The 22,693-nt window shown below is 69.3% G+C and carries 22 protein-coding genes and 4 tRNA genes; 7 read left to right on the forward strand and 19 right to left on the reverse strand.

Annotation, left to right across the window (positions count from 1 at the left end; translation table 11 throughout):
- Positions 1 to 49: 49 nt before the first annotated feature.
- The 10 genes from rplA to ABD989_RS05760 form a co-directional block, all read right to left on the reverse strand.
- Positions 50 to 766, reverse strand: coding sequence for a 50S ribosomal protein L1 (rplA, locus tag ABD989_RS05715; RefSeq protein WP_246992206.1), 717 nt, complete (start codon positions 764 to 766; stop codon positions 50 to 52).
- Positions 767 to 892: 126 nt separating this feature from the next.
- Positions 893 to 1,327, reverse strand: coding sequence for a 50S ribosomal protein L11 (gene rplK / locus ABD989_RS05720; RefSeq protein ID WP_246992208.1), 435 nt, complete (start codon positions 1,325 to 1,327; stop codon positions 893 to 895).
- 78 nt (positions 1,328 to 1,405) lie between these two features.
- The gene (gene nusG / locus ABD989_RS05725; RefSeq protein WP_246992210.1) at positions 1,406 to 2,215 is read right to left on the reverse strand and encodes a transcription termination/antitermination protein NusG; all 810 of its coding nucleotides are present in this window, start codon (positions 2,213 to 2,215) and stop codon (positions 1,406 to 1,408) included.
- 70 nt (positions 2,216 to 2,285) lie between these two features.
- The gene (secE, locus tag ABD989_RS05730) at positions 2,286 to 2,696 is read right to left on the reverse strand and encodes a preprotein translocase subunit SecE (protein ID WP_246992212.1); all 411 of its coding nucleotides are present in this window, start codon (positions 2,694 to 2,696) and stop codon (positions 2,286 to 2,288) included.
- Between the two features lie 80 nt (positions 2,697 to 2,776).
- Positions 2,777 to 2,849, reverse strand: a tRNA-Trp gene (locus tag ABD989_RS05735).
- A gap of 171 nt (positions 2,850 to 3,020) precedes the next feature.
- Complete coding sequence (locus ABD989_RS05740) at positions 3,021 to 4,082, reverse strand: fused (3R)-hydroxyacyl-ACP dehydratase subunits HadA/HadB (RefSeq protein ID WP_246992214.1); 1,062 nt, start codon at positions 4,080 to 4,082, stop codon at positions 3,021 to 3,023.
- A 128-nt stretch (positions 4,083 to 4,210) separates the two neighbouring features.
- Positions 4,211 to 4,378 carry a 50S ribosomal protein L33 gene (rpmG, locus tag ABD989_RS05745; protein ID WP_246992217.1) on the reverse strand — a complete coding sequence of 56 codons (168 nt, stop codon included), beginning with the start codon at positions 4,376 to 4,378 and terminating at the stop codon, positions 4,211 to 4,213.
- Between the two features lie 89 nt (positions 4,379 to 4,467).
- Positions 4,468 to 4,541 (reverse strand) — tRNA-Met (locus tag ABD989_RS05750).
- Between the two features lie 42 nt (positions 4,542 to 4,583).
- Positions 4,584 to 4,656, reverse strand: a tRNA-Thr gene (locus ABD989_RS05755).
- A 120-nt stretch (positions 4,657 to 4,776) separates the two neighbouring features.
- Positions 4,777 to 4,857: transfer RNA gene (locus ABD989_RS05760), tRNA-Tyr, on the reverse strand.
- Positions 4,858 to 4,964: 107 nt separating this feature from the next.
- Here ABD989_RS05760 and ABD989_RS05765 point away from each other — a divergent pair.
- Complete coding sequence (locus tag ABD989_RS05765; RefSeq protein ID WP_246992219.1) at positions 4,965 to 5,456, forward strand: YajQ family cyclic di-GMP-binding protein; 492 nt, start codon at positions 4,965 to 4,967, stop codon at positions 5,454 to 5,456.
- A gap of 134 nt (positions 5,457 to 5,590) precedes the next feature.
- Here the strand turns inward: ABD989_RS05765 and ABD989_RS05770 are convergent, their stop codons facing one another.
- Genes ABD989_RS05770 through ABD989_RS05785 form a run of 4 tightly spaced genes read right to left on the reverse strand, consistent with a single transcriptional unit; the run spans position 5,591 to position 11,073 of the window.
- A complete protein-coding gene (locus ABD989_RS05770) occupies positions 5,591 to 7,312 on the reverse strand; it encodes a class I adenylate-forming enzyme family protein (RefSeq protein WP_345312752.1) in 1,722 nt (573 codons plus the stop codon).
- Complete coding sequence (locus ABD989_RS05775) at positions 7,305 to 8,267, reverse strand: NAD(P)H-dependent flavin oxidoreductase (protein WP_246992223.1); 963 nt, start codon at positions 8,265 to 8,267, stop codon at positions 7,305 to 7,307. Before ABD989_RS05775 ends, ABD989_RS05770 begins: the two co-directional genes overlap by 8 nt.
- A complete protein-coding gene (locus ABD989_RS05780) occupies positions 8,267 to 9,796 on the reverse strand; it encodes a carotenoid oxygenase family protein (protein ID WP_246992225.1) in 1,530 nt (509 codons plus the stop codon). The genes ABD989_RS05775 and ABD989_RS05780 overlap by 1 nt, the downstream gene beginning before the upstream one ends.
- Before the next feature lie 50 nt (positions 9,797 to 9,846).
- Entirely contained in the window at positions 9,847 to 11,073 is a 1,227-nt protein-coding gene (locus ABD989_RS05785) for an acetyl-CoA acetyltransferase (protein WP_246992227.1), read from the reverse strand.
- A 162-nt stretch (positions 11,074 to 11,235) separates the two neighbouring features.
- Here ABD989_RS05785 and ABD989_RS05790 point away from each other — a divergent pair, with 162 nt between their 5' ends.
- Positions 11,236 to 12,153 (forward strand): winged helix-turn-helix transcriptional regulator, encoded by a 918-nt coding sequence (locus ABD989_RS05790; RefSeq protein WP_246992229.1) that lies wholly within the window; start codon positions 11,236 to 11,238, stop codon positions 12,151 to 12,153.
- Here the strand turns inward: ABD989_RS05790 and htpX are convergent.
- Complete coding sequence (gene htpX, locus ABD989_RS05795) at positions 12,141 to 13,013, reverse strand: zinc metalloprotease HtpX (protein WP_246992231.1); 873 nt, start codon at positions 13,011 to 13,013, stop codon at positions 12,141 to 12,143. The two genes, ABD989_RS05790 and htpX, sit on opposite strands and share 13 nt — an antisense overlap.
- Positions 13,014 to 13,131: 118 nt before the next feature.
- On the reverse strand, positions 13,132 to 14,148 hold the full coding sequence (locus ABD989_RS05800) for a polyprenyl synthetase family protein (protein ID WP_345312864.1): 1,017 nt from the start codon (positions 14,146 to 14,148) through the stop codon (positions 13,132 to 13,134).
- Between the two features lie 121 nt (positions 14,149 to 14,269).
- Here ABD989_RS05800 and ABD989_RS05805 point away from each other — a divergent pair, with 121 nt between their 5' ends.
- Positions 14,270 to 15,526, forward strand: coding sequence for a geranylgeranyl reductase family protein (locus ABD989_RS05805; RefSeq protein ID WP_345312753.1), 1,257 nt, complete (start codon positions 14,270 to 14,272; stop codon positions 15,524 to 15,526).
- Positions 15,527 to 15,561: 35 nt separating this feature from the next.
- Here the strand turns inward: ABD989_RS05805 and ABD989_RS05810 are convergent, their stop codons facing one another.
- From ABD989_RS05810 to menD, 3 genes are read right to left on the reverse strand one after another with little or no spacing between them, the layout of a single operon-like run.
- The gene (locus tag ABD989_RS05810) at positions 15,562 to 16,266 is read right to left on the reverse strand and encodes a demethylmenaquinone methyltransferase (RefSeq protein WP_246992235.1); all 705 of its coding nucleotides are present in this window, start codon (positions 16,264 to 16,266) and stop codon (positions 15,562 to 15,564) included.
- Positions 16,263 to 16,817 carry a DUF3592 domain-containing protein gene (locus ABD989_RS05815; RefSeq protein ID WP_345312754.1) on the reverse strand — a complete coding sequence of 185 codons (555 nt, stop codon included), beginning with the start codon at positions 16,815 to 16,817 and terminating at the stop codon, positions 16,263 to 16,265. The genes ABD989_RS05810 and ABD989_RS05815 overlap by 4 nt, the downstream gene beginning before the upstream one ends.
- A 25-nt stretch (positions 16,818 to 16,842) precedes the next feature.
- Entirely contained in the window at positions 16,843 to 18,519 is a 1,677-nt protein-coding gene (menD, locus tag ABD989_RS05820) for a 2-succinyl-5-enolpyruvyl-6-hydroxy-3-cyclohexene-1-carboxylic-acid synthase (protein ID WP_246992239.1), read from the reverse strand.
- Between the two features lie 56 nt (positions 18,520 to 18,575).
- Here menD and ABD989_RS05825 point away from each other — a divergent pair, with 56 nt between their 5' ends.
- The 4 genes from ABD989_RS05825 (at position 18,576) to ABD989_RS05840 (ending at position 22,425) form a co-directional block, all read left to right on the forward strand.
- Complete coding sequence (locus tag ABD989_RS05825) at positions 18,576 to 19,196, forward strand: class I SAM-dependent methyltransferase (RefSeq protein WP_345312755.1); 621 nt, start codon at positions 18,576 to 18,578, stop codon at positions 19,194 to 19,196.
- 27 nt (positions 19,197 to 19,223) lie between these two features.
- The gene (locus ABD989_RS05830) at positions 19,224 to 20,474 is read left to right on the forward strand and encodes a saccharopine dehydrogenase family protein (protein ID WP_345312756.1); all 1,251 of its coding nucleotides are present in this window, start codon (positions 19,224 to 19,226) and stop codon (positions 20,472 to 20,474) included.
- 7 nt (positions 20,475 to 20,481) lie between these two features.
- Entirely contained in the window at positions 20,482 to 21,069 is a 588-nt protein-coding gene (locus ABD989_RS05835; protein WP_345312757.1) for a sugar O-acetyltransferase, read from the forward strand.
- 207 nt (positions 21,070 to 21,276) lie between these two features.
- Positions 21,277 to 22,425 carry an HNH endonuclease signature motif containing protein gene (locus tag ABD989_RS05840; RefSeq protein WP_345312758.1) on the forward strand — a complete coding sequence of 383 codons (1,149 nt, stop codon included), beginning with the start codon at positions 21,277 to 21,279 and terminating at the stop codon, positions 22,423 to 22,425.
- Positions 22,426 to 22,693: the final 268 nt, after the last annotated feature.

Raw genomic sequence — 22,693 nt, forward strand, 5'->3', positions numbered from 1 at the left:
AAACGGCCCCGCCACTTCGCAGTGGCGGGGCCGTTCGGCTGGTACTAGATCAGGCCTGCGGCGCTTCGGTGAAGTTGCGCGAGACCGACGAGTCGACCTGGATGCCCGGGCCGGTGTTGCTCGAGATCGTCACCTTCTTGATGTAACGACCCTTGGCAGCGGACGGCTTCGCACGCATGATCTCGTCGTACGCGGCGCCGTAGTTCTCGGCCAGCTGCTCGGCGCTGAACGACGCCTTGCCGATGACGAAGTGCAGGTTGGCTGCCTTGTCGACGCGGAAGTTGATCTTGCCGCCCTTGATGTCGTTGACGGCCTTGGTCACGTCGGTGGTGACGGTGCCCGTCTTCGGGTTCGGCATCAGGCCGCGCGGTCCGAGGACACGCGCGATACGGCCGACCTTGGCCATCTGATCCGGGGTGGCGATCGCGGCGTCGAAATCGAGCCAGCCGCCCTGGATCTTCTCGATCAGGTCCTCGGCGCCCACTTCGTCGGCACCGGCGGCAGCGGCCTCAGTGGCCTTGTCGCCTGCGGCGAAGACGATGACACGCGCGGTCTTGCCGGTGCCGTTGGGCAGGTTGACGGTGCCGCGCACCATCTGATCGGCCTTACGGGGGTCGACGCCCAGGCGGACGGCCACCTCGATGGTCGAGTCGGTGTTCTTCGAGGAGGTCTCCTTCGCCAACCCGACGGCCTCCAGCGGGCTGTACAGGTTGTCGCGATCGACCTTCTCGGCGGCGGCCCGGTAGGCCTTGCTCTTCTTGCTCATGTGCTCTGTTCCTTCTTCAAGATCCGCTGTCGGATCTCAAGTGAGTGGTTAGTGGGCCGAGCGCGGCCCTCCCACGGGTGGTTTTCGACAAGCTCGAACGATCGAGCTCACCGTCTCCGGGCTGAATCAGCCTTCGACGGTGATGCCCATCGAGCGCGCGGTGCCGGCGATGATCTTCGCGGCGGCGTCGATGTCGTTGGCGTTCAGGTCCTCGGCCTTGGTCTTGGCGATTTCCTTGACCTGGTCCATGCTGACCTTGCCGACCTTGTTGATATGCGGCTCGCCGGAGCCCTTCTGCAGGCCTGCGGCCTTCAGCAGCAGCTTCGCGGCGGGAGGAGTCTTCAGCTTGAAATCGAACGAGCGGTCTTCGTACACGAAGATCTCGACCGGAATCACATTGCCACGCTGCGACTCGGTCGCCGCGTTGTAGGCCTTGCAGAACTCCATGATGTTCACGCCGTGCTGACCAAGCGCGGGACCCACGGGCGGCGCCGGGTTGGCCTGGCCCGCCTGGATCTGGAGCTTGATGATCCCGGCGATCTTCTTCTTCTTGGGAGGCATCTCAGTTTGTCCTTTGTATCTTCACTCTCCGCGCACGCTGGATACGCGGAAGTCTCTATGGGTGGGGCGGCCCGGGGGCTACAGCTTCTCCACCTGGTTGAAGCCGAGCTCGACCGGGGTCTCGCGACCGAAGATCGAGACCAGCACCTTGACCTTGCGCTGCTCGGTGTTGACCTCGCTGATCGACGCGGGCAGCGTCGCGAACGGGCCGTCCATGACGGTGACCGATTCGCCGACCTCGAAGTCGACCTCGACGAGGTTCGACGCGGCGGCAGCAGCGGCTTCCACGCTCTCGCCCACGGCGGCGGCGGCCTTGGCGGCAGCAGCCTTGCGGACCTCGGCGCGCGGCACCAGGAACTGCAGCACTTCCTTGATCGACAGGGAAGTCGGCGTGGTGTTGTTCATGCTCAGGAAGCCCGTCACGCCGGGGGTGTTGCGCACTGCGCCCCACGCCGCGTCGTTGAGTTCCATGCGCACCAGGATGTAGCCCGGCAGCACCTTGCGGTTGACCTTCTTCTGCTGGCCGTTCTTGATCTCGGTGACCTCTTCGGACGGCACGACGACCTCGAAGATGTAGTCGCCCACATCGAGGTTCTGCACGCGCGTCTCGAGGTTGGCCTTCACCTTGTTCTCGTAGCCGGCGTAGGAGTGGATCACGTACCAGTCGCCGGGCTGACGACGCAGCTCGCGCTTCTTGGCCTCGATCGGGTCCTCTTCGACCTCGTCGGCGACAGCCTCGTCGGTGACGGCCTCATCGGCAACGGCTTCGTCGGCGGGGGCCTCGGGAGCGGCGGCGTCGATCGACGCCGACTCTGCGGCCTCGGCCGTAGCCTCCACCGCCGCGTCGCCGGTCTCCGGCGATTCGATCTCGTTCTCCGGGGTGCTCATTCGCGCCCACGCTCCTTCATTGCCCGATGTGTTACTTCTCGTCGGCCGGCCTCACGACCGGCCCGTTCCGTCAGCCGAAGACCAACAGCGTCAGCTTCGCGAACCCGATGTCCATGCCGAAGATCGCGGCGGTCACTGCCGCCACGAAGACCAGCACGCCGATGGAGTAGACGATCATCTCGCGCCGCGTGGGCCAGATGACCTTCTTCATCTCGGTCACGACCTGGCGCAGGAAGACCCAGATCCGCACGAACGGATTGCGGCTGGCCGCGTTGGCGCCCTCTTCGTCGGTCGGGTCGACGACGCCGACCGTGCCCGGCTTCGAGTCGCCGGACGCCGTCCGACGCTCGCGCGCACGACGCTTGCCCTGCGGCCGCATCTCGTCGGCCTCGATGACGTCGACGTCGATACCGGTGTCGGCGTCGTCGCCGGTCGTCAGCTCCGAATCATCATTCGGAGCCTTACGGTCGCGCTTGGCCACCTATCCACCGATCCCTTCGTCTACCTCATCCCCCGGCCGGGGAACGGTCCCGGAACGCTGACGTTCCGGGACGTCGGGTGCAGGGGCGACAGGACTTGAACCTGCAACCTGCGGTTTTGGAGACCGCTGCTCTGCCAGTTGAGCTACGCCCCTTTGAGTCGGCCGAGACCGACTCTGATCGAGCCTTACAACACCAACGCGCCACCCTTCGGGTAGCGCGCAAGTCTGAAGTAAACCTTCGACTTTCCTAGTGTAGAGCACGCGACCCTGACAGCCCAAACCGGTGGGTGTCCGCGCCGACACTGCTCTCTCGTCGCGCTGTATTCAGTTGAACTGCACGACGACGTTGGCACGACCGAAGATCTTGCGACCGTCCTGCTTGGCGGTCAGCGCGATGGTGCCGCGCCGCGTCTGCGGGTCCAGCGACTTCACTTTACCGGTGAAGTCGACCTTGGCGCTGGCGTCGGCCGGCACGTAGACCGGGCTGGTGAAGCGCACGTTGTACTCGCAGAAGGCCGCCGGGTCGCCGACGAACTCCGAGACGTACGTGGCGCCCAGGCCCATGGTCTGCATGCCGTGCGCCACCACCCCGTCCATCCCGTCGGCCGCGGCGATGACGTGGTCGGAGAAGTGGATGGGGTTCGGGTCGCCCGCGACGCCGGCGTAGTTGCTCAGGTTGCCGCGGGTGAGTTCGAAGGTCTTCGGCGGCAGTTCCTGGCCGACGGTCAGGGTGTCGAAGTCGACGGCGGCGTAGGCGCCGGGACGCTCGGTCGGGTCGGCCTGGTTCTGCTGCGCCTCGCGGTGCACCGTCTTGCCCGGGTCGCCGACGGCGTCGACCTTCATCATCACGTGGTCGAGCGAGTCGGCGAGCTCCTCGGGCACCTTCATGCCGGGCCGGGCCGCGATCGACGTGTAGGTGGTCATCACCGGCTCGTCGTGCTGGTTCCAGATGATGTTCTTGGTGACCAGCAGGTCGATGGCTTCGGGGCTGCTGATGTGCCGGAACGACTCCAGGGAGACGTCGCAGATCAGCTGGTCGCCGACCTTCATCGGCTGGTGGTACACCAGACGCTGATCGGTCTGCATGATCTGCCACAGGTCGTAGCCGGTGACCACTTCGTCGAACAGCTTGGCCTGCGCGGTGATGCCGAGCACCGAGACGAAGGTGGGGTGCGCGACGAGGCCGTCGTGGCCGTACTCCGCGGCGCCGGCTTCGCTCCAGTGCGTCGGATGGGCGTCCTGCACGGCGCGGGCGTGCTTGCGCACCTCTTCGCGACCGACCTCGTAGTAGTCGTCGACGGTGTAGTGGTGGCCGACGACCGACGCCGTGTGCTCGGCGATCTGCTCGACGGTCAGGTCGGGCTTGTCGTTCTGCTGCATCATCATGGTTTTCTCCCTCCGCGCGCGGCGGCGAATCTTCGGCCGATTCTGCGCCGATCCGCGCAGACCAACCAAATCGAGCGGGCCACCTCACACTGTGAGGTGGCCCGCTCGTTTGAAGCTTTTTCGACCGCTTAGCGCGATTCCTTGTGAGCCTGGTGGGTTCCGCAGTTGGGGCAGAACTTCTTGAGCTCCAGGCGATCGGGGTCGTTGCGCCGGTTCTTCTTGGTGATGTAGTTGCGGTGCTTGCACACCTCGCAGGCCAAGGTGATCTTCGGCCGCACGTCAGTTGAGGAAGCCATGTCCTTAGCCTTCTTTCGCGTCTTACGTATCGTCTTCGGCGCCTGGCGTTCCCGCCGCGGGCGGGCTCGCGGTGAGCGGCCGAGTTGTGTAGCGGTGGGGGGACTCGATCCCCCGACCTCACGATTATGAGTCGTGCGCTCTAACCAGCTGAGCTACACCGCCCTGTCAGATCGAACCACCCGTGCGGGTCGTCCTCACCAAGCGAGCCCCCTGACGGAATCGAACCGTCGACCTTTTCCTTACCATGGAAACGCTCTGCCGACTGAGCTAAGGGGGCGTTTTCCGCTCCGCTCCGGTTTCCCGGAGTGGCGCAGAAGCCTTCACGAGATTACACACACCGCCTTCGGAAGACCAAAACCGCTGGTCAGAACCTAATTCCGTGTTCATATTCTCGTAGTGGCAGATGTAGGATTCGAACCTACGTAGCTTTCGCGACGGATTTACAATCCGCTCCCATTGGCCGCTCGGGCAATCTGCCGTGTCACCGTGAAGGCAACGGGAATTAGAATACAACGGGATCGGGTGGTCTACGCAAACCGGCAGGTCAGCGTCCCGCTCCCGACCCCCATGCCCTACCCTGGTGCCATGGCTGATTCTTCATTTGACGTGGTGAGCAAGGTCGACCGCCAGGAGGTCGACAACGCCCTCAACATGGCCGCCAAGGAGTTGTCGCAGCGCTACGACTTCCGCGGCACCAACACCGGCATCGACTGGTCGGGCGAGGAGAAGATCGTGATCTCCTCCGACGCCGAGGAGCGCGCCCTGGCCGGCCTCGAGGTGTTCCGGGAGAAGTTGATCCGGCGCGACATCTCGCTGAAGGCCTTCGAGGCCGGCGACCCGGTCGGCTCCGGCAAGGTCTTCAAGATCACCGGCGAGATCGTGCAGGGCATCGATTCCGAGCACGCCAAGAAGATCTCCAAGAAGATCCGCGACGAGGGCCCCAAGGGCGTCAAGGCGCAGATCCAGGGCGACGAGCTGCGTGTCTCGTCGAAGAAGCGCGACGACCTGCAGGCCGTCATCTCGCTCCTCAAGGGCGAGGACTTCGGCATCGCGCTGCAGTTCGTGAACTACCGCTAGTCCGAACTCCCCGTTCCCGAGAGACGACTGCGTTCCCGCGGGCCTGATAGCGGCCCGCGGGAACGGAGTCCTCTCGCGGGAGCGGGAAGCTCTCGCGGGAGCGGGGGGCGTCGTGGGGGACGACGGCGCCCGGGTCAGGCCATGTCGGCCAGGGCGGTGCGCAGGTCGCGCTTGAGGAGCTTGCCGACCGGGTTGCGGGGCAGCTCGGGCAGCACCTCCATGCTCTCGGGAAGCTTGTACGACGCGATGTGGCGATCGCGGAGGAAGTCGGTGATCTCCTCCAGCGTCACCTCGGCGTCCGGGGCCAGCGCGAGCACCACGTGCACCCGCTCCCCCATCACCTCGCAGGGGCGGCCGATCACGGCGGCCTCGACCACCGCGGGGTGATCGCCCAGCATGCCCTCGATCTCGGCGGGGGCGATGTTCATGCCGCCGCGCACGATCAGGTCCTTGGCCCGGTCGACGTAGTGCAGGTACTGGTCCTTGTCGCCGGCGATCTGGAAGATCTCCCCGGTGCGCAGGTAGCCCTCGTCGTCGAACGGGTTGGCCAGCGTCTCGCCGTTGAGGTACCCGGCGAAGACCATCGGTCCGTCGATGTACAGCTCGCCCGGGCGGCCCGGCTCGGTGATGACCTCGCCGGTCTCCTCGTCGATCAGCTTGAGGGAGATCCAGGTGCTCACCCGGGACGCCCACTCGACGCCGGGGGTGCCGTAGCGCGGGAAGTACATGGCGCGATTGACCGGGTCCGGGAAGTCCTCCGGGCTCGACAGCAGACCGATGCCTTCGTTGGAGCCGAAGAAGTTGATCACCGAGATGCCCATGTCCTCCTGCCAGCCGCGGACGGTGACCGGCTGCAGCGGGGCCGAGCCGGAGCCGACGCGGGTGAGGCTGGACAGGTCGATCTGGCCGCGGAGGGCCTCGTTGCGCAGCAGCATCAGCAGCAGCGCGGGCGGCGCGACCGTGTAGGTGACGCGTTCGGTGGCGATCTGGCCGAAGAAGGTCGGGGCGTCGAACGGGTGGTGCTGCACCAGGCGGGCGCCGGTGCGCAGCCACGGCAGGAGCTTGCCGACGAAGGCCGCCATGTTGATCATCGGGAACGGGTTGAGCAGCACGTCGTCGCCGGTCAGGCGCGGTGCGTCAACGCCGGCCCAGGTGAACGACAGCCAGTCGTAGTGCGCGCGCGGCACACCCTTGGGTGCGCTCTCGGTGCCCGACGTCCAGCAGATGGTCATCGGGTGGTTGGGATCGGCGGCGTAGCCGTGCGCGGCGACCGCGGCGCGGTCGGCGTCGGTGGCTTCGGCCGACACCAGGGCGAGCACGCCGTCGACCGGTTCGCCCACCGGTGCCGAGGTCAGCGTGGCGATGGTGCGCAGGGTGGGCAGGCGATCGGCGAACGCGGCGGTCTCGGCGGCCGTCGGGCGGCCCGCGAACTCGGGCACGGTGACGAGCGCGCTGAAGCCGGCGGCGGTGCCCATGCCGACCAGTTCGTGCTCGCGGTACTGCATGGCCAGCGGCGAGACGACGGCGCCGATGCGCCAGGCCGCCAGGTACAGCTCCACCAGTTCCACGCCGTTGGGCATCTGGACGCCGATCACGTCGCCGGTGGCCACGCCTGCCTCGAGCAGGCGGGCCGCCAGCGCGGTGACCTCGTCGTCGACCTGCGCCCAGGTGAGGCGACGGGCCGGGAGGCCGACGAGGTATTGGTTGTTGGCCGGATCGACGAGCGCGATCTTGTCCGGGGTCTCGGCGACGCGGTCGCGGAAGAGCTGGTCGGCGGTCTCGTCGGTCCAGGCGCCCATGGCGCGGAACCGTTCGATCTTCTCCGGCGAGTAGAGGCCGGCGGCGAAATCAAGCATGTGCGCTTCCTTCCAGGGAGCGGTACGGGGTGAGTCGGGTGGCGGCCTGCTGGTATTGCTCGGCCAGTTGGTCGACGATGTCGCCGACGGGTGCGATTGCGGTGACGGAGCCGACGCCTTGTCCGGCGGCCCACAGGTCCTTCCAGCGACGCACCGCGTCGCCGCCGGCCTGGTAATTACGGTCGGGCTGAACGCTGTTCAGCGTGTCCGGGTCGATGCCGTGCGCGATGAGGCTCGGGCGCAGCCACGACGCCGGGGTGCCGGTGATGCCGGCGCTGACGATGAGGTCCTCGATGTCGGAGTCGACCACCATGCGCTTGTAGTCGGCCACGGCCAGGCTCTCCTCCGAGGCCAGGAACGACGTCCCCATGTAGACCAGGTCGGCGCCCGCGGCGACCGCTCCGGCGACGCCGTAGCCGTCGGAGATGCCGCCGCCGATGATGAGCAGACCGTCGAAGAACTCGCGGACCGCCGCGGTGAACGCGAACGGGCTCAGCATGCCGGTGTGGCCGCCCGCACCGGCCGAGATGCAGGCCAGCCCGTCGACACCGGCTTCGGCGGCCTTGCGGGCCATCTTCAGGTCGGCGACGTCGGCGATCACCGCGCCGCCGTAGGCGTGCACGGCCTCCATCACCGGCTTGGGCGAGCCGAGCGCGGTGACCACCACGGGCGGCTGGTACTTCGCGACCAGCGCGAGGTCCTCGGCGAGGCGCGCGTTGGTGCGGTGCGTCACCAGGTTCACCGCCCACGGGAGGGTGCGGCCGTCCGCGGTGGCGAGGCCCTCGGTGATGGCGATCAGCCACTGCTCGAGGTCCTCGACGGTGCGGCAGTTCTGCGTCGGGAAGGCGCCGAGGATCCCGGCGCGGCCCGCGGCGATGACCATCTCCGGGCCGGACACCAGGAACATCGGCGCGGCCATCACCGGCAGGGACAGTTCGTTCAGAATGTCGCGCATCAGCCGACCTCCACCGCGTCGCCGGCGTTCTCCGCGGTGCGCCAGCGGCGCAGCTCCGAGCCGGGGGCCCAGGTGGAGTGGGTGCCCGACGACACGCGCTCGGGCAGGCGGACGCGGCAGACCGGACCGTCGGCGAGGCGGGCGGCGTCCATGACCACGGCGTACGAGGCGTCGTCGTTCAGGTCGGTGGTGATGGTGACCAGGTAGGCCTCGTCCTCGGCGGCGGAGCCGACCTTGGGCGCGACGCTGGTCTCGCTGGCGAAGACGCCGTCGCCGAAGGAGTAGTGCTCCTCGGCGCCGGTGTGCAGGTCGTGGCGGACCAGGCCGTCGAACAGGAACCAGTCCGGCTTGCCGGTGGCCGCGTAGGCGTACCGGTAGTCGGTGGTCAGGTAGTCGTTGTTCATCATGCCGAACTCGCTGATGGTGTCGGTGAGCGATTCCTCGCGGACCGCGCCGGTCACCATGTTGAAGCGCCAGCGGTGCAGGCGGGTCTTCATCCGGTTGAGCGCGAGGAAGCGGAACGGGCGCAGCGCCTTGGGCAGGTGCGCGGACTCCTCGGCGCTGGGGTCGGGGTCGTGCTGGAAGAAGCCGTCGAGGACCACTTCGTCGCCGTCTTCGAAGGCGTTGGTGAAGTGCAGGACGTAGGTGGGGTCGGCCTCGAACCAGCGGATCTGCGACGGGTCACCGCGGCGCGGCAGGATGCCGAAGCGCGACGGCAGGTCGTGCAGCTTGGGCACGTGGTGGCCGGCCTTGAGCAGTTCCGCGTCCCAGAACAGCGGGAAGTCGTTGAAGATCGCGTAGTTCTCGGTGAACGCCATGTCGTGCGGCAGGCGGGCGCCGGGCAGCTCGATCGGCACGTAGTGCGCCAGCTCGTTGTTCGCGTCGACGACGCCGTAGTGCATGTACGGCGCGTCCTTGCCGTAGTTGAAGAAGAGCAGCTCGCCGGTGCGGTCGTCGTTCTTCGGGTGCGCGGAGACGCCGAGCGCGGTGGGGAAAGCGCCGTTGAAGTCGGCGCGGCCGAGGGCGTCACCGGTCAGCGGGTCCAGGCGGTACAGGTCGCCGCACTGGTAGAAGCTGGTCAGCGCCTCGCCGCGGAACACCGTCACGTCGGTGCTCGAGGAGTCCTTGAGGAATCCGCGCGCACCGACGCCGTCGGTGCGGTCGGAGATCGACGGCGACTCGGCGATACCGGCCCACAGCGAACGTCCGGCTTCCTGCTCGGCGGCCAGGCCGTCGGTGCGGACGAAGCGGTTGCGGTAGAACGCCTTACCGTCGCGGAAGCCGACCATGTGCACCATGCCGTCACCGTCGAACGGGTGGTACTGGTGGATCGGCATGTGCAGCGGATTCTCGGTGTTGCGCAGGTACACGCCGTCGAGGTCGGCGGGGATCTGGCCCTCGACGACGGTCAGGTCGTCGGCGTTCCATTCGGCCTGCTGCGGGCGCCACGCACCCGAGCGGTAGGGGTGGTCGTCGTCGGCGGGGATGGTGGTGATCATCCGTTCCACCAGGTCCACACTGGTCACCATGGTCTTGTCCTTACTGTTCGTGTGAAGTCGGGAGGTCGTGCGGCGACAGGTCAGTTCGCGGCGCTGGTGGCCACGAAGGTCACGCAGGTGGCGGTGCTGCCGCCGAAGTTGACCGTGCCGAAGGTGTCCGCGCCTTCGATCTGCTGGTCGCCGGCACGGTCGGAGACCTGCGCGGAGGCGTCGAGCAGCATGCGGATACCGCTGGCGCCCACCGGATGGCCGCCGCCGAGCAGGCCGCCGCTGGGATTGATGGGCAGGCGGCCGCCCATCTCGATGTCGCCGTTGTCGATCGCCTCGAACGAGCGGCCCGGCTCGGTGAGGCCGAGGTGGTCGATGGTGAGGTATTCGCTCATCGAGAAGCAGTCGTGGATCTCCAAGCCGTCCAGGTCGTCGATGTCGACGCGGGCGCGGCCGAGGGCGTCGGTGATCGCCTTGCGCAGGTGCGGCAGCACGTACGGGGAGTCGTCGCGGCGGCCGAGCTTGCTCTCCAACGACAGGCCCGCGGTGGTGTGACCCCAGCCGGTGACCTGCGACCACGGCTGCGCCTGCGGGTGGGCCTGCCGGTAACGATCGCTCACCAGGATCACGCCGGCGGCGCCGTCGGTGATCTGGCTGCAGTCCAGGCGACGCAGGCGACCCTCGACCAGAGGATTACGAGCGTCGTCGTCGGAGAAGTCCAGGTCGGTCCAGCCGCGGGTCTGCGCCTTCGGGTTGGAGCGGGCGTTCGCGAAGTTGAGCTCACCGATGCGGCGCAGGTGCGCGAAATCCAGGCCGTAGCGGCGGTCGTACTCCTCGGCCATCTCGGCGAACATGTACGGCCACATGAACTTGGCCTGCTCGCCCTCGTGGCCGGCCCACGCCGCCGCACCGAGGTACTGCGCGGCCTGGTCGCCGGGCACGGTCTTCTCCAGTTCCACGCCGAGGACCAGCGCGACGTCGTACAGGCCGGCCTTCAGGTCGGCCATCGCCGCGAGCAGCGCGGTGCCGCCGGAGGCGCAGGCGGCTTCGTGGCGGGTGGCCGGGACGCCCCACAGTTCCGGGATGACCGTCGCCGGCATGGCGCCCAGGTGGCCCTGTCCGGTGAACAGCTGACCGAAGGCGTTGCCGACGTGGATCACCTCGATCGCCTCGGGGCCGATGCCCGCGGCGGCGCAGGTCTCGGTGACCGCTTCGGTGGTGAGGTCGGCGAAGTCGAAGCCCTCGCGATTCCAGTTCCGGGCGAAGTCGGTCTGGTAGCCGCCCATCATCCAAATCGACGTCGTGGTGGGGGAAGTCATCGTCGGTGGCGCTCCTTCTGATCCTGTGGCATCCGCGGTGATGATGTATGTCACTATAGCTAGTGAAGTCACTCTGTCAATTAATCCCAAGGCGGGATACCGGCGGGCTGGCGCTACGCTGACCGTGCAAGAAGTCATCCGCTGACCAGGGGGGTCGTCTCGGTGCCACCACCGGAAAGCAGTCCCAACGCCATCGCCCGAGGACTGGGCGTCCTGGGCGACGAGTGGTGCCTGCAGTTGCTGCGCGCGGCCCACTCGGGTGCGACGCGATTCGGTCGCTTCCAGGAGGAACTACCGATCTCGGCGGCCAGCCTGGCGGCCCGCCTCGCCCTGCTGGCCGACGAGGGGCTGTTCATCCGCCGCGTCTACCAGCAGAATCCGATTCGCGCCGAGTACCTGCTGACCCCGCAGGGGCGCGGCACCTGGCCGATCCTGCTCGCGATCTGGGACTGGGAGGACCGCTGGGCCGACCATCCGGCCGGTGAACTCCCGGACCGCCGGCACGCCGAGTGCGGGCAGTCGTTCCACCCCGAACTGGTCTGCGCCACGTGCGGGGTGGCCGCCGGTCGCCGCGACGTCACGGCCGCCTGGGGACCGACCGGGGGCTGGGACCGGTCGATCCCGGACACCGCGACGCGGCGTCGCACCCGGGCCTCGCGCACGGCCGGTGAGTTCCCGGAGACCATGGCGGTGTTCGGCAACCGCTGGTCGGCGGTGGTGATCGGCGCGGTCTTCCAGGGGATCCGGCGCTATTCGGAGTTCGAGTCGCTGCTGGGCATCCCGTCGAACATCCTGTCCGAGCGTCTGCGCATCCTCGTGGAGTACGGGCTGCTGCGGGTCGACGTCACCGAGCAGGGACGTCGCGAATACCACCTGACCGAGAAGGGGCGAGCCTTCTTCCCGATCGTCGCGACCACGCTGAGCTGGGCCGAACGCTGGTTCGCGCTACCTGAGGGACCGGCGATCAGTTGGCAGCACGGCGATCATCCGCTGGTCCCCCGGCTGGACTGCGACCAGTGCCACCGGCCGTTGCAGGCCGCGCAGATCGAGGTCTTGGAGACCTCGGATCAGAAGGTCTGACCGCCCTCGCGCGCCATCTCGTGCAGGCGGGCGATGCGGTCCTCGGTCGGCGGGTGCGTGGAGAAGAGCTTGCTCATCTTCTCGCCGGCGCGGAACGGGCTCTCGATCATCATGTGCGACTGCGTGGTCAGCTCGGGCGTGGGCGGCAGCGGCGCCATCGCGATACCGCCGGAGATCTTGTTCAGGGCCGACGCCAGGCCCAGCGGGTCGCCGCTGAGTTCGGCGCCGGAGGCGTCCGCCTGGTACTCGCGGGAGCGGGACACCGACATCTGAATCAGCATGGCCGAGATCGGGCCGAGGATGGCGATCAGCATCATCGCGAGCGGGTTCACGCCGCCCTCGCGGTTGCCGCCGAACATGCCCGCGAACATCGCGAAGTTGGCCAGACCGCTGATCACCGCGGCCATCGCGCCGGCCACCGAGCTGATCAGGATGTCGCGGTTGTAGACGTGGCTGAGTTCGTGGCCGATCACCGCGCGCAGTTCGCGTTCGTCGAGCAGCTCCATGATGCCGGTAGTGCAGCACACCGCGGCGTTCTTCGGGTTGCGGCCGGTGGCGAAGGCGTTCGGGGACTCGGTGGGGCTGATGTACAGCGCGGGCATCGGCTGGTTGGCGCGGGTCGCGAGCTCGCGCACCATCGCGTACAGCTGCGGCGCCTGCACCTCGGTGACCGGCTGCGCGTGCATGGCCTTCAGCGACAGCTTGGCGCTGTTGAAGTAGGCGTACGCGTTGGTCGCGATCGCGAGGAACACCGAGATGATGAGGATAGTGGTGTTCTGGAAGGCCGCGCCGATGCCGACGATGATCGCCGACATCAAGCCCATCAGGGCGGCGGTCTTAAGACCGTTGAACGAGTGCATGTGACCCCTCGGGACGAAATCTGTGACTACTCGGTCAACGCACGTGCGACGACGAAAAGTTCCCGCAAGCAGGAGTGTTCGCCACCACGTGGCACGGCGCGGCGACCTCGGCTACACCTCAGCCGACGCGGTCGACGGTGTAGTTCACCAGCGACGTGAAGGCATCGCGCGCCGGGCCCGCGGGCAGCTGCGCGAGTTCGGCGTGGGCGTCGTCGGCCATCTGCGCGAGGCGGCGGCGGGCGCGGTCCATGCCCTCGGAGGCCACCAGCAGCGCCAGCGCCTCGTCGACCTCGGCGTCGTCGGTCAGCGGGCGGGCCTCGCCGGTGGTCGCGTCGATGAGCAGTTCGCGCAGGCGCACCGAGTCGGCCCCGTCGCCGTCGAGCGCGTACAGCACGGGCAGGGTGTGCACGCCTTCGCGCAGGTCGGTGCCCGGGGTCTTGCCGCTGTCGTCGGTCACCGAGGCGATGTCGATGATGTCGTCGGAGACCTGGAAGGCCACACCGACGATGTCGCCGATGCGCGAGAGCGCCTCGACGCGGTCGGCGTCGGCCCCGGAGGTCATCGCGCCGAAGCGGCCGGAGGCGGCGATCAGCGAGCCGGTCTTCTCCCACACCACCTTGAGGTAGTGCTCCACCGGGTCACCGCCGCGGGCGCCGACGGTCTCGCGCATCTGGCCGGTGACCAGTTCGGCGAAGGTCTCGGCGATGATGCGCACCGAGTTCGGGCCCAGCGTCGACACCAGGCGGGAGGCGCGGGCGAACAGGAAGTCGCCGGCCAGGATCGCGATCGAGTTGTTCCACCGCGCGTTGGCGCTCATCGCACCGCGGCGCAGCGGGGCGTCGTCCATCACATCGTCGTGGTACAGCGTGGCCAGGTGGATCATCTCCACCACGGTGGCGGCGGTGATGACGTCGTGGCCCTCGGGCTCGGGGCCGAAGTGCGAGGCGAGCACGGCGAACATCGGACGGAACCGCTTGCCCCCGGCCTTCGCCAGGTGCGTGGCCGCCTCGGTGAGGATCTCGTCGCCGGACGACAGTTCGGCGAGCAGCAGGTCCTCCACGCGGACCAGCGCCTGCGCTACTCCCTCGGCGAATTCCCCCGTGCCAAGGTCGAGTCCGGCGAATGTCGACTTCACGTGTCGGGTCCCCTCGTCTGCGCCGTCCGCCCACCGGCGTCCGGCTGCCGTCAGCGCGGCGTTGGCGCGCTCGGACGACACCAGAAGCCTAACCGGAATCGGTCGGCGACATAATCGACGGGTGACCAGTGCAACCGACGACGCCGCCGCAATCGCGACATCCGCCGACATTCTCGTCGTCGGCGCAGGTCCGGCGGGTGCCGCCGCGGCCGCTCATGCCGCCGCGGGCGGGGCCGACGTACTGCTGCTCGACGCCGCGACCTTCCCGCGCGACAAGACGTGCGGCGACGGCCTCACCCCGCGCGCGGTACGGGCCCTGGAGAACCTGGGCATGACCGACTACCTCGCCGGTCGGCCGCGGATCCGCGGCCTGGAACTGAACGGCTGGGGTGCTCAGCAGCGGGTGCCGTGGCCGGCGTCGCGGTTCGGTCCGTTCGGCAGCGCCGTGGCCCGTACCGAGTTTGACGACGACGTCCGCCGCTTCGCGGTCGACCGCGGGGCCCGCATGGCCACCGGCAAGGCCGTCGACACCGAGCGCGACGGCGACCGCATCGCGTCGGTGATCGTCGCCCACGGCGCCGAGCGCACCGCGGTGCGGGTGAACCAGGTGATCGTCGCCGACGGCGTGCGGTCCACGCTCGGGAAGGTGCTCGGTCGGCAGTGGCACCGGGACACCGCCTACGGCGTGGCCGGCCGCAGCTATGTGGCCTCCGAGCGTGCCGACGACGAGTGGATGGGCTCGCACCTGGAACTGCGCGACCCCGACGGCGGGCTGCTGCCCGGCTACGGCTGGGTGTTCCCGCTGGGCGACGGCACGGTGAACGTGGGCGTCGGCGCCCTGGCCACCGCGAAACGACCGGCGGCCGTGCAACTGCGACCGGTGCTGGAGCACTACGTCCGCATGGTCGGCGACGACTGGCGCTTCACCTCCGGGCCCGAACGCATCGCGTCGGCGCTGCTGCCGATGGGCGGTGCGGTGTCCGGGGTGGCCGGACGCAACTGGATGCTGATCGGCGACGCCGCGGCCTGCGTGAATCCGCTCAACGGCGAGGGCATCGACTACGCACTGGAGACCGGCCGGATGGCCGTCGAACTGCTGGCCGACAGCCGCGATCACACGCAGGCGTGGCCGGCGCTGCTGCGGGCCGAGTACGGGACGGCGTTCGCCGCGGCCCGTCGTGCCGCCGGTCTGCTCACCATGCCCAAGACCGTGCCGGTGCTGGGCCGGCCGGGAATCCGGTCGGCCGCGCTGATGAGCACGGTGGTCCGGGTGATGGGCAATCTGCTGACGCCCGAGGACACCGACCTGATCGCGCGCGCCTGGCGCGGGTCCGGGGCGGCGTTCAGCCGGTTCGAGGACCGGCCGCCCTTCACCTGATCGGGGAGGTGCTGCCGGCCTGCGGGGTCTGCCGGTCAGGCGCGGCCGGTGTGGATGGCCGCGATGCCGCCGGTGAGGTTCTGCCAGGCCACGTCGTCGAACCCGGCCTCGCGGATCTGCGCGGCCAGCCCGGCCTGATCGGGCCACGCGCGGATCGATTCGGCGAGGTAGACGTAGGCGTCCGGGTTGCTGGAGACGCGCGAGGCCACCGCGGGCAGCGCCTTCATCAGGTACTCCATGTAGACGGTGCGGAACGGCGCGAGCGTCGGGGTGGAGAACTCGCAGATCGCGAGGCGGCCGCCCGGCTTGAGCACGCGGCGCAGTTCGCGCAGCGCCAGCGGCACGTCGTTCACGTTGCGCAGGCCGAACGAGATGGTGGCGGCGTCGAAGCTGTCGTCGGCGAACGGCAGGTGCAGCGCGTCGGCGGCGACCTTCGGCACGTTGCGCTTGGCACCGGCCCGGAGCATGCCGCGGGAGAAGTCGGCCGCGATCACGGTGGCGCCGGAGGTGGCCAGCTCGTCGGTGGAGACCGCGGTGCCCGCGGCCAGGTCCAGCACCACGTCGCGCGGACGCAGGGCCAGGGCCTTGCGGGTGGCGGTGCGCCAGCGGCGGTCCTGCGCGAACGACAGCACCGTGTTGGTCACGTCATAGCGCTTGGCGACACCGTCGAACATCTCAGCGACTTCGGACGGCTCCTTGTCCAGGCTGGCGCGGGAACCGGAATCAGCGGGCGGAGTCATGCGCTCGAGTCTAGGGGTTCGCCTTCCGCGGCCTTGTCCTCCGGGCTCCGATCCTCGGGCGCCGCGCTCGCGGCCGCATCACCCTCGGCCGCATCACCCTCGACCGCGTCCGCCTCGACCTCCGTGCGCCGCCGCATCCGGCGACTCACTTCGGCGACGATCAGCATCGCGGCGATCGCGACCACCCAGCCCGCCACGATGATCGACACCCCCGGGATCACCGCCAGCTGGGCGTTGCGCCCGGCCGGTCGGGCGAGGTTGTCCGGGTCGGTGGCGTCGTAGTCGACGAGGATGCGCTGCCCGGCCTCCAGTTCGGTCGGGTACAGCAGGCCGAACTTCGGGTTGCGCAGCACACCGTCGGGCGTCACGAAGTTCACCGCCGCGTGCAGGCGGTCGGCGGAGATCACCTCGGCCACGGCGGTCGCTCGATTGGAGTCGATCTTGGCGTCGTTGCGGTAGGCCCCCAGGATGATCACGGCGCCGATCAGGGTCGCGAGGACGCCGACCGCAAGGAAGCCGAGCTGCACGCGCCGCTGAATCACCGGGTTCATAAGAGGTCAGGATAACCGGTGCGGCTCAGCGCAGCCGCGCGGCGATGCGCTCGTGCAGGGCCCGCAGCGGTTCGCGGACGGTGGCCACTTCGAGGACCTCGATGCCGCCGTCGGGCACCGGCGCGGCCAGCGCGGCGGGCAGGTCCTCGAGCGTCACGCGGCGCAGCGGCACGTGGAACCCGGCGCACAGCGCGGCCAGGTCGGTGCGGTGCGGGGTGCCGAAGATGCGTTCGTAGGCGCCGTCGTAGGCGGCGTCGGTGAATCGTCGATCCCCCTGTTCCAGGAGCCCGAAGATGCCGCCGCCGTCGTCGTTGGCCACCACGATGCGCAGGGCGCGCGGCCGCGGCTCCTGCGGTCCGATGAGCAGGCCGGTGGCGTCGTGGATGAAGGTGAGGTCGCCGAGGAGAGCGACGGTCTGGCCGGTCGAGGTGTCCCGGTCCGCGGCCAGCGCCGCGCCGATGGCGGTGGAATTGATGCCGTCGATGCCGGCGACGCCCCGGTTCGACAGCACCCGCACGCCCGGGACCAGGGTCCCGGCCAGGGCGATGTCGCGGATCGGGTTCGACGGTCCCACCACCAGTTGATCGCCGGCGGTCATCGCCGCCGCCACCGTGCGTGCCACGTGCAGTCCGGTGGTGTCCGGGCCGTCGGCGAGTTCGGCGGCGACGGCGGCGCGCACCGCGGCGTCGGCCGCGGCGGCCTCCGCGAGCCAGTCCGCGGCGGGCGCGCCGACACCGACCGCGCGGGTGCCGGTGGCGTAGACGTTGCCGGACACGTCCGGCCAACGGGGGCCGGTGGTGAGGGCGTAAACACGGACCCGCGGGTCGGCCAGCAGGCGGGCCACCGAGCGGTGCAGCGTCGGCCGACCGCAGATGATCGCCTGCGTGGGCGCCAGCGCGCCGAGCGCCAGCGGGTGCAGCGGTGTCGCCGGCAGCGGCGCGGTGGGTTCGGCGACCGTCGGGATGCCGGCCAGTTCCGGGTGCTCCCCGGCGCCGTGCCCGGACACCACGACGGTGGGCGCCGACAGGTCGATCTCGATGGGCACGTCCAGGTGGCCCACCGCGGCCTGTGTCCAGGCGAGACCGTCCGGGCGTCCGGCGAACCTGCCGTCGTGCACGTGGTCGAGGTCGGCGTCGGGGGTGTCGTCGGCCCCGGGCACCAGCGGTTCGCGCAGCGGGATGTCGAACTGGACCGGACCCGCGTTGCCGGTGCGGGCCCCGCGCGCGGCGGCCAGCACGCGGCCCACCGCCGAGCGCCACTGCGAGTTGGTGTCCAGGTCCTCCTCGGCCAGGCCGAGGCTGATGGCGGCGCGGACCTGGGTGCCGAAGATGCCGAACTGCTCGATGGTCTGGTTGGCACCGGAGCCGAGCAGTTCGTAGGGGCGGTTGGCACTGATCACCACCAGCGGCACGCGCGCGTAGTTGGCTTCGAAGACCGCCGGGCTCATGTTGGCCACCGCGGTGCCGGAGGTCATCACGATGGGGACGGGCGTGCGCGAGGCCACCGCGAGACCGAGCGCCAGGTAGCCGGCGGACCGCTCGTCGATCCGCACGTGCAGGCGCAGCCGTCCCGCGCGGTCGGCGGCGTGCAGCGCGAAGGCCAGCGGCGCGTTCCGCGAGCCCGGGCAGAGCACCGCTTCACGTACCCCGCCGCGAATCAGTTCGTCGACGATCACGCGGGCCTGCAGGGTGGACGGATTCATGCTCGAAACACTAGTGGTCGGCCCGCGCCGCGAGTTCGCGGACGTACGGTGGGCGGGTGGGCTTCTACGACGACAAGATCCTGCGGCGCCTGGTGGAGAGCGCCTGCAGCATGCCCGGACTGGACAAGCTGCGACGGCGCGCGGCCGCCCCGCTGTCCGGCGCGATCATCGAGGTGGGCTTCGGTTCCGGCCTGAACGTGGGACTGTATCCGCCCGCGGTGACCGCGGTGACCGCCGTCGAACCCGCCGACCTGGGGTGGGAACGGGCGCAGGAACGGGTGGCGCGGAGCCCGATCCCGATCACCCGCGGTGGCCTCGACGGGCAACGACTTCCCTTCCCGGACAACACTTTCGACGGCGCGCTGTCGACGTTCACCCTGTGCACCATCCCCGACGCGGCCGCCGCGCTCGCTGAGTTGCGGCGCGTGCTCAAGCCCGGCGCCCGCCTCGCGTTCCTCGAACACGGACTGGCTCCCGACCGCGGCGTGCAGCGCTTCCAGCGTCTGCTCGATCCGATCGAACGCGCCGTGGCCGGCGGCTGCGGACTCACCCGAACGATCCCGGAGGATCTGCGCGCCGCGGGCTTCGAGATCGACGAGCTCGACCAGTTCTACGCGCGGGTGACGCCCAAGCCGTGGGGTGCCTTCTCGCTGGGCTGTGCGGTGAACCCCGCCTAGCGCTGCGGATGCCATACAGTCGAGCGCATGAGTCGCGAATTCGACGTCGTCGTTTACGGTGCCACGGGTTTCGTCGGTGAGCTGACCGCTCGCTACCTGGCCGACCACGCCCCCGAGGGCACCAAGATCGCCCTCGGCGGGCGCAGCGAGACCAAGCTCGCGGCGGTCCGACGGCGCCTCGGCGAGCGCGCCGCGTCGTGGCCGCTGGTGGTGGCCGACGCCGACTCCCCCGCCGCGCTCGACGCCATGTGCGCGCGCACCCAGGTGGTCTGCACCACCGTCGGCCCGTACCTGCGGTACGGCGAGAACCTGGTGATCGCCGCGGCCAGCGCCGGCACCGACTACGTCGACCTCACCGGCGAGGTGCCGTTCACCCGGTTCACCATCGACAAGGCCGACGACATCGCGCAGGGCACCGGCGCGCGCATCGTGAACTCGTGCGGCTTCGACTCCATCCCCTCCGATCTGGGCGCATATCTGTTGCACCGCAAGGCGACCGAGGAGCAGGCGGGCACGCTCGGCGAGACCACGCTGGTGCTGGCGTCGATGCGCGGCGGCGCGTCCGGCGGCACCGTCGACTCGATGCGGGTGATCGCCGAGCAGGCCAAGGATCCGGAGATGCGGCGACTGCTGCTGAACCCGCGCGCGCTGTCCGGTGGACCGGGCGACGTGGAGCACGCCGGACCGAGCGACGAGCCCAGCGACATCTCCCCGGTGGATGCCAAGAAGGTGGACCCGTCGCTGTCCGGCACGCTGGCGCCGTTCTTCATGGCGTCGTACAACACGCGCGTGGTGCGCCGGTCGAGCGCGCTGCTCGACGGCTACGGCCCCGACTTCCGCTACCAGGAGACGATGTCCGTCGGCGGCGTTCCGGTGCTGTCGACGCTGCTGGCCGGCGCGGTCTCGGTGGGCACCGGTCTCGGCCTGGCCGCGATGAGCTTCCGTCCCACCCGCAGCCTGCTCGACCGGGTGCTACCCAAGCCGGGCGAGGGCCCGAGCGAGAAGTCGCGCGAGGCAGGGCATTTCGTGACGCAGACCTACACCACCACCAGCTCCGGCCGCCGTTTCCGCTCGCAGATGCGGGCCCACGGCGACCCCGGATACAAGGCCACCGCCGTGATGCTCGGCGAGAGCGCCCTGGCGCTGGCCCTGGACCGCGACGCCCTCCCCCGCCGCTTCGGCGCCCTCACTCCGGCCGCCGCCATGGGCGATGCCCTGATCGAGCGCCTCCGCCGCGCCGGCTTCGTCATCGAGGTCCACGAACTCCCCGCCTCCTGACCCGCCGATGACCCCGCAGCCGCCGCCCGGCACCGAGGGACTCCTCAGCGGCGACTGGTACTTCGACACCGCCGAGCTCCGTGCGCTGCGGGTGGCCGCCGGCCGACTGCTGGACGAGTTCACCGCCCTCCCCGCCGAGGCGCTCGCCGAGCGCGAGGCTTTGCTGCACAGTCTGTTCGGCTCGTGCGGCGCTTCGGTGGAGGTGGTCCCGCGGTTCCGCTGCTCCTACGGCTTCAACATCACCGTGGGCCGCAACGTCTATGTCAACGCCGACGCGTTCCTGATGGACGACGGCCCGATCACCCTCGGCGACGACGTCCGGATCGGCCCGGGCGCGGTCCTGGCCACCGCATTGCACCCGATCGACGATCACGGACTGCGTCGCGCGGGCGCCGAACGGACCGCCCCGATCGTCATCGGCGACAACTGCTGGCTCGGGTCGAACGTCACCGTCGGTGCCGGGGTCGCCATCGGCCGCAACACCGTGGTCGGCGCGGGCAGCGTGGTGGTCCGCGACCTTCCCGACCACGTGGTGGCCGTCGGGAGCCCCGCGAAGGTGATTCGGCACCTGCCGCTCGAAGAAGCTCCAGCCTGACGCGCCATTTCCTCAGGTAGCAGCCCTGAGAAAGTTTTTCGAAAAAGTTATCTCGAACTGTTGTGCTAACTGAGTATGAGGCGTAGCTTGGAGTTAGACGATGCGGATACCTCTGCTCGTCTACCGAATCGAGTGGCTGTCTGGCCGACCGTCGGACAGCTCGACCGGTTCGCCGCTGTAGCTCTTCTCCCACCGGAGGTGCCCCTCGTGGACGCAGCAGGCCTGACTGAACTCGCCGATTTCCTGGCCGACGACGTCAACGACGACGCCGTCGACAATCTCGCACGCTTCCTCGCGCGTGTTCGCGCGGTGGACGCCGACCGCGAACTCCTCGCCGTGAGCGCGGCGCTGCTGCGGCTGCGCAACGTGGTCGACTACTCCCTCTCCGCCGCGTGTGCGGCGATCGAGCGGAGCGGCCTGCCTGCCCGCAAGCATGTGCGGTCCGCGGCGGCGATCGTGACCGAACTCGGTGCAGCACCGGCGGTGGCGCACCGCGCGGTCCGCATAGGTTGGGCGATCGCGGATGAGGGCCTCCGGCCGGTGACCAGCGGGATTCGTGACGGTGCGGTGTCGGCGGAGAAGGGCGACGCCGTCGTGACCGGCATCGGCCACGTGGACGGCCGCGTCGTGGATCTCTCCGAGGAGGAGAGTGCCCGAGTCGTGCACTCGCTGATGGTGCAGACCACCCCGGCGCGGGTGAAGGAGAAGGCCCGCGCGTGGGCGATCAAACTCGCACCGGCCGAGCCCGCGGACGGACAGGTGCCGGTGGCCGAGCGTGACGATCTGAACGAAATGACGATGGATCGGACCGACGATGGCCGCGTCGCGGTCACCATCGACCTGGACACGGTTGCGGCAGAGGAGTTGTTCGCGGCCCTGGATCCGTTGACGCGTCCCGTTCCGGAGCCGGACGGCTCGCACGACAAGCGCTCCGCCAAGCGTCGCCGCGCGGACGCGATGTGCGAGGCGTCGGTCGCGATCGCGCTGCTCGACGACAACGGTGTCCCGCTCAACGTCGGCCGCGAGAAGCGCCTGTTCACGCCCGCCATCCGCAAAGCGCTCGTGCTCCGCGACCGCGGATGTGCGTTCCCCGGCTGCGGTGCGCCGCCGTCCTGGTGCGACGGCCACCACGTCGACCACTGGGAGCACGGCGGCGAGACCTGCCTCGACAACGGTGTTCTGCTCTGCCGACGCCACCACATGCTGATCCACCAGAGTGGATGGAAAGTGTTCATCGGGCACGACCGCCACCCCTGGTTCGTGCCACCGGCCGATCCGGACCACCCGCAGCGCTTCCGCGAACCGGTCCCATCCAACGCCCGGCGCACGCTGACCTTGTTACCCGGCGCAGCCTGACGCTGAACCGGCGACGCGTGTTTCACGATCTGAAGTCCCAGCCGCCGCATAAGCGCTGTCCACCAACAACTCTCGCCTCAAACGAGATCTAGAACGTATCTGAATACAGTGCCGGGAGCGGTTCCCGGCGCGATGTGTTGTTTGAGAATTCCATACTGAGTCGGGCTCAAGGGCGAGCCTCCGTGGCCGTATCTACCACGGAGGCCCGCCCGGGCTCCGCCGTGCGATGCCGACCCTGATTGCGGTCCCGCTGCCCGCAGAGTGTGAG

The sequence above is a fragment of the Gordonia alkaliphila genome, from assembly GCF_039542465.1.
In the GTDB taxonomy this organism is placed as follows: domain Bacteria; phylum Actinomycetota; class Actinomycetes; order Mycobacteriales; family Mycobacteriaceae; genus Gordonia; species Gordonia alkaliphila.

Bases quoted from the DNA above. Each gene is read 5' to 3' on its own strand.
- ABD989_RS05770 (WP_345312752.1), bottom strand. From the start codon at position 7,312: ATGCTTGATTTCGCCGCCGGCCTCTACTCGCCGGAGAAGATCGAACGG.
- ABD989_RS05765 (WP_246992219.1), top strand. From the start codon at position 4,965: ATGGCTGATTCTTCATTTGACGTGGTGAGCAAGGTCGACCGCCAGGAG.
- menD (WP_246992239.1), bottom strand. From the start codon at position 18,519: ATGAATCCGTCCACCCTGCAGGCCCGCGTGATCGTCGACGAACTGATT.
- nusG (WP_246992210.1), bottom strand. From the start codon at position 2,215: ATGAGCACCCCGGAGAACGAGATCGAATCGCCGGAGACCGGCGACGCG.
- rpmG (WP_246992217.1), bottom strand. From the start codon at position 4,378: ATGGCTTCCTCAACTGACGTGCGGCCGAAGATCACCTTGGCCTGCGAG.
- rplA (WP_246992206.1), bottom strand. From the start codon at position 766: ATGAGCAAGAAGAGCAAGGCCTACCGGGCCGCCGCCGAGAAGGTCGAT.
- htpX (WP_246992231.1), bottom strand. From the start codon at position 13,013: ATGCACTCGTTCAACGGTCTTAAGACCGCCGCCCTGATGGGCTTGATG.
- ABD989_RS05815 (WP_345312754.1), bottom strand. From the start codon at position 16,817: ATGAACCCGGTGATTCAGCGGCGCGTGCAGCTCGGCTTCCTTGCGGTC.
- ABD989_RS05785 (WP_246992227.1), bottom strand. From the start codon at position 11,073: ATGACTTCCCCCACCACGACGTCGATTTGGATGATGGGCGGCTACCAG.
- ABD989_RS05775 (WP_246992223.1), bottom strand. From the start codon at position 8,267: ATGCGCGACATTCTGAACGAACTGTCCCTGCCGGTGATGGCCGCGCCG.
- ABD989_RS05835 (WP_345312757.1), top strand. From the start codon at position 20,482: ATGACCCCGCAGCCGCCGCCCGGCACCGAGGGACTCCTCAGCGGCGAC.
- ABD989_RS05810 (WP_246992235.1), bottom strand. From the start codon at position 16,266: ATGACTCCGCCCGCTGATTCCGGTTCCCGCGCCAGCCTGGACAAGGAG.
- rplK (WP_246992208.1), bottom strand. From the start codon at position 1,327: ATGCCTCCCAAGAAGAAGAAGATCGCCGGGATCATCAAGCTCCAGATC.
- ABD989_RS05780 (WP_246992225.1), bottom strand. From the start codon at position 9,796: ATGGTGACCAGTGTGGACCTGGTGGAACGGATGATCACCACCATCCCC.
- ABD989_RS05740 (WP_246992214.1), bottom strand. From the start codon at position 4,082: ATGATGATGCAGCAGAACGACAAGCCCGACCTGACCGTCGAGCAGATC.
- ABD989_RS05830 (WP_345312756.1), top strand. From the start codon at position 19,224: ATGAGTCGCGAATTCGACGTCGTCGTTTACGGTGCCACGGGTTTCGTC.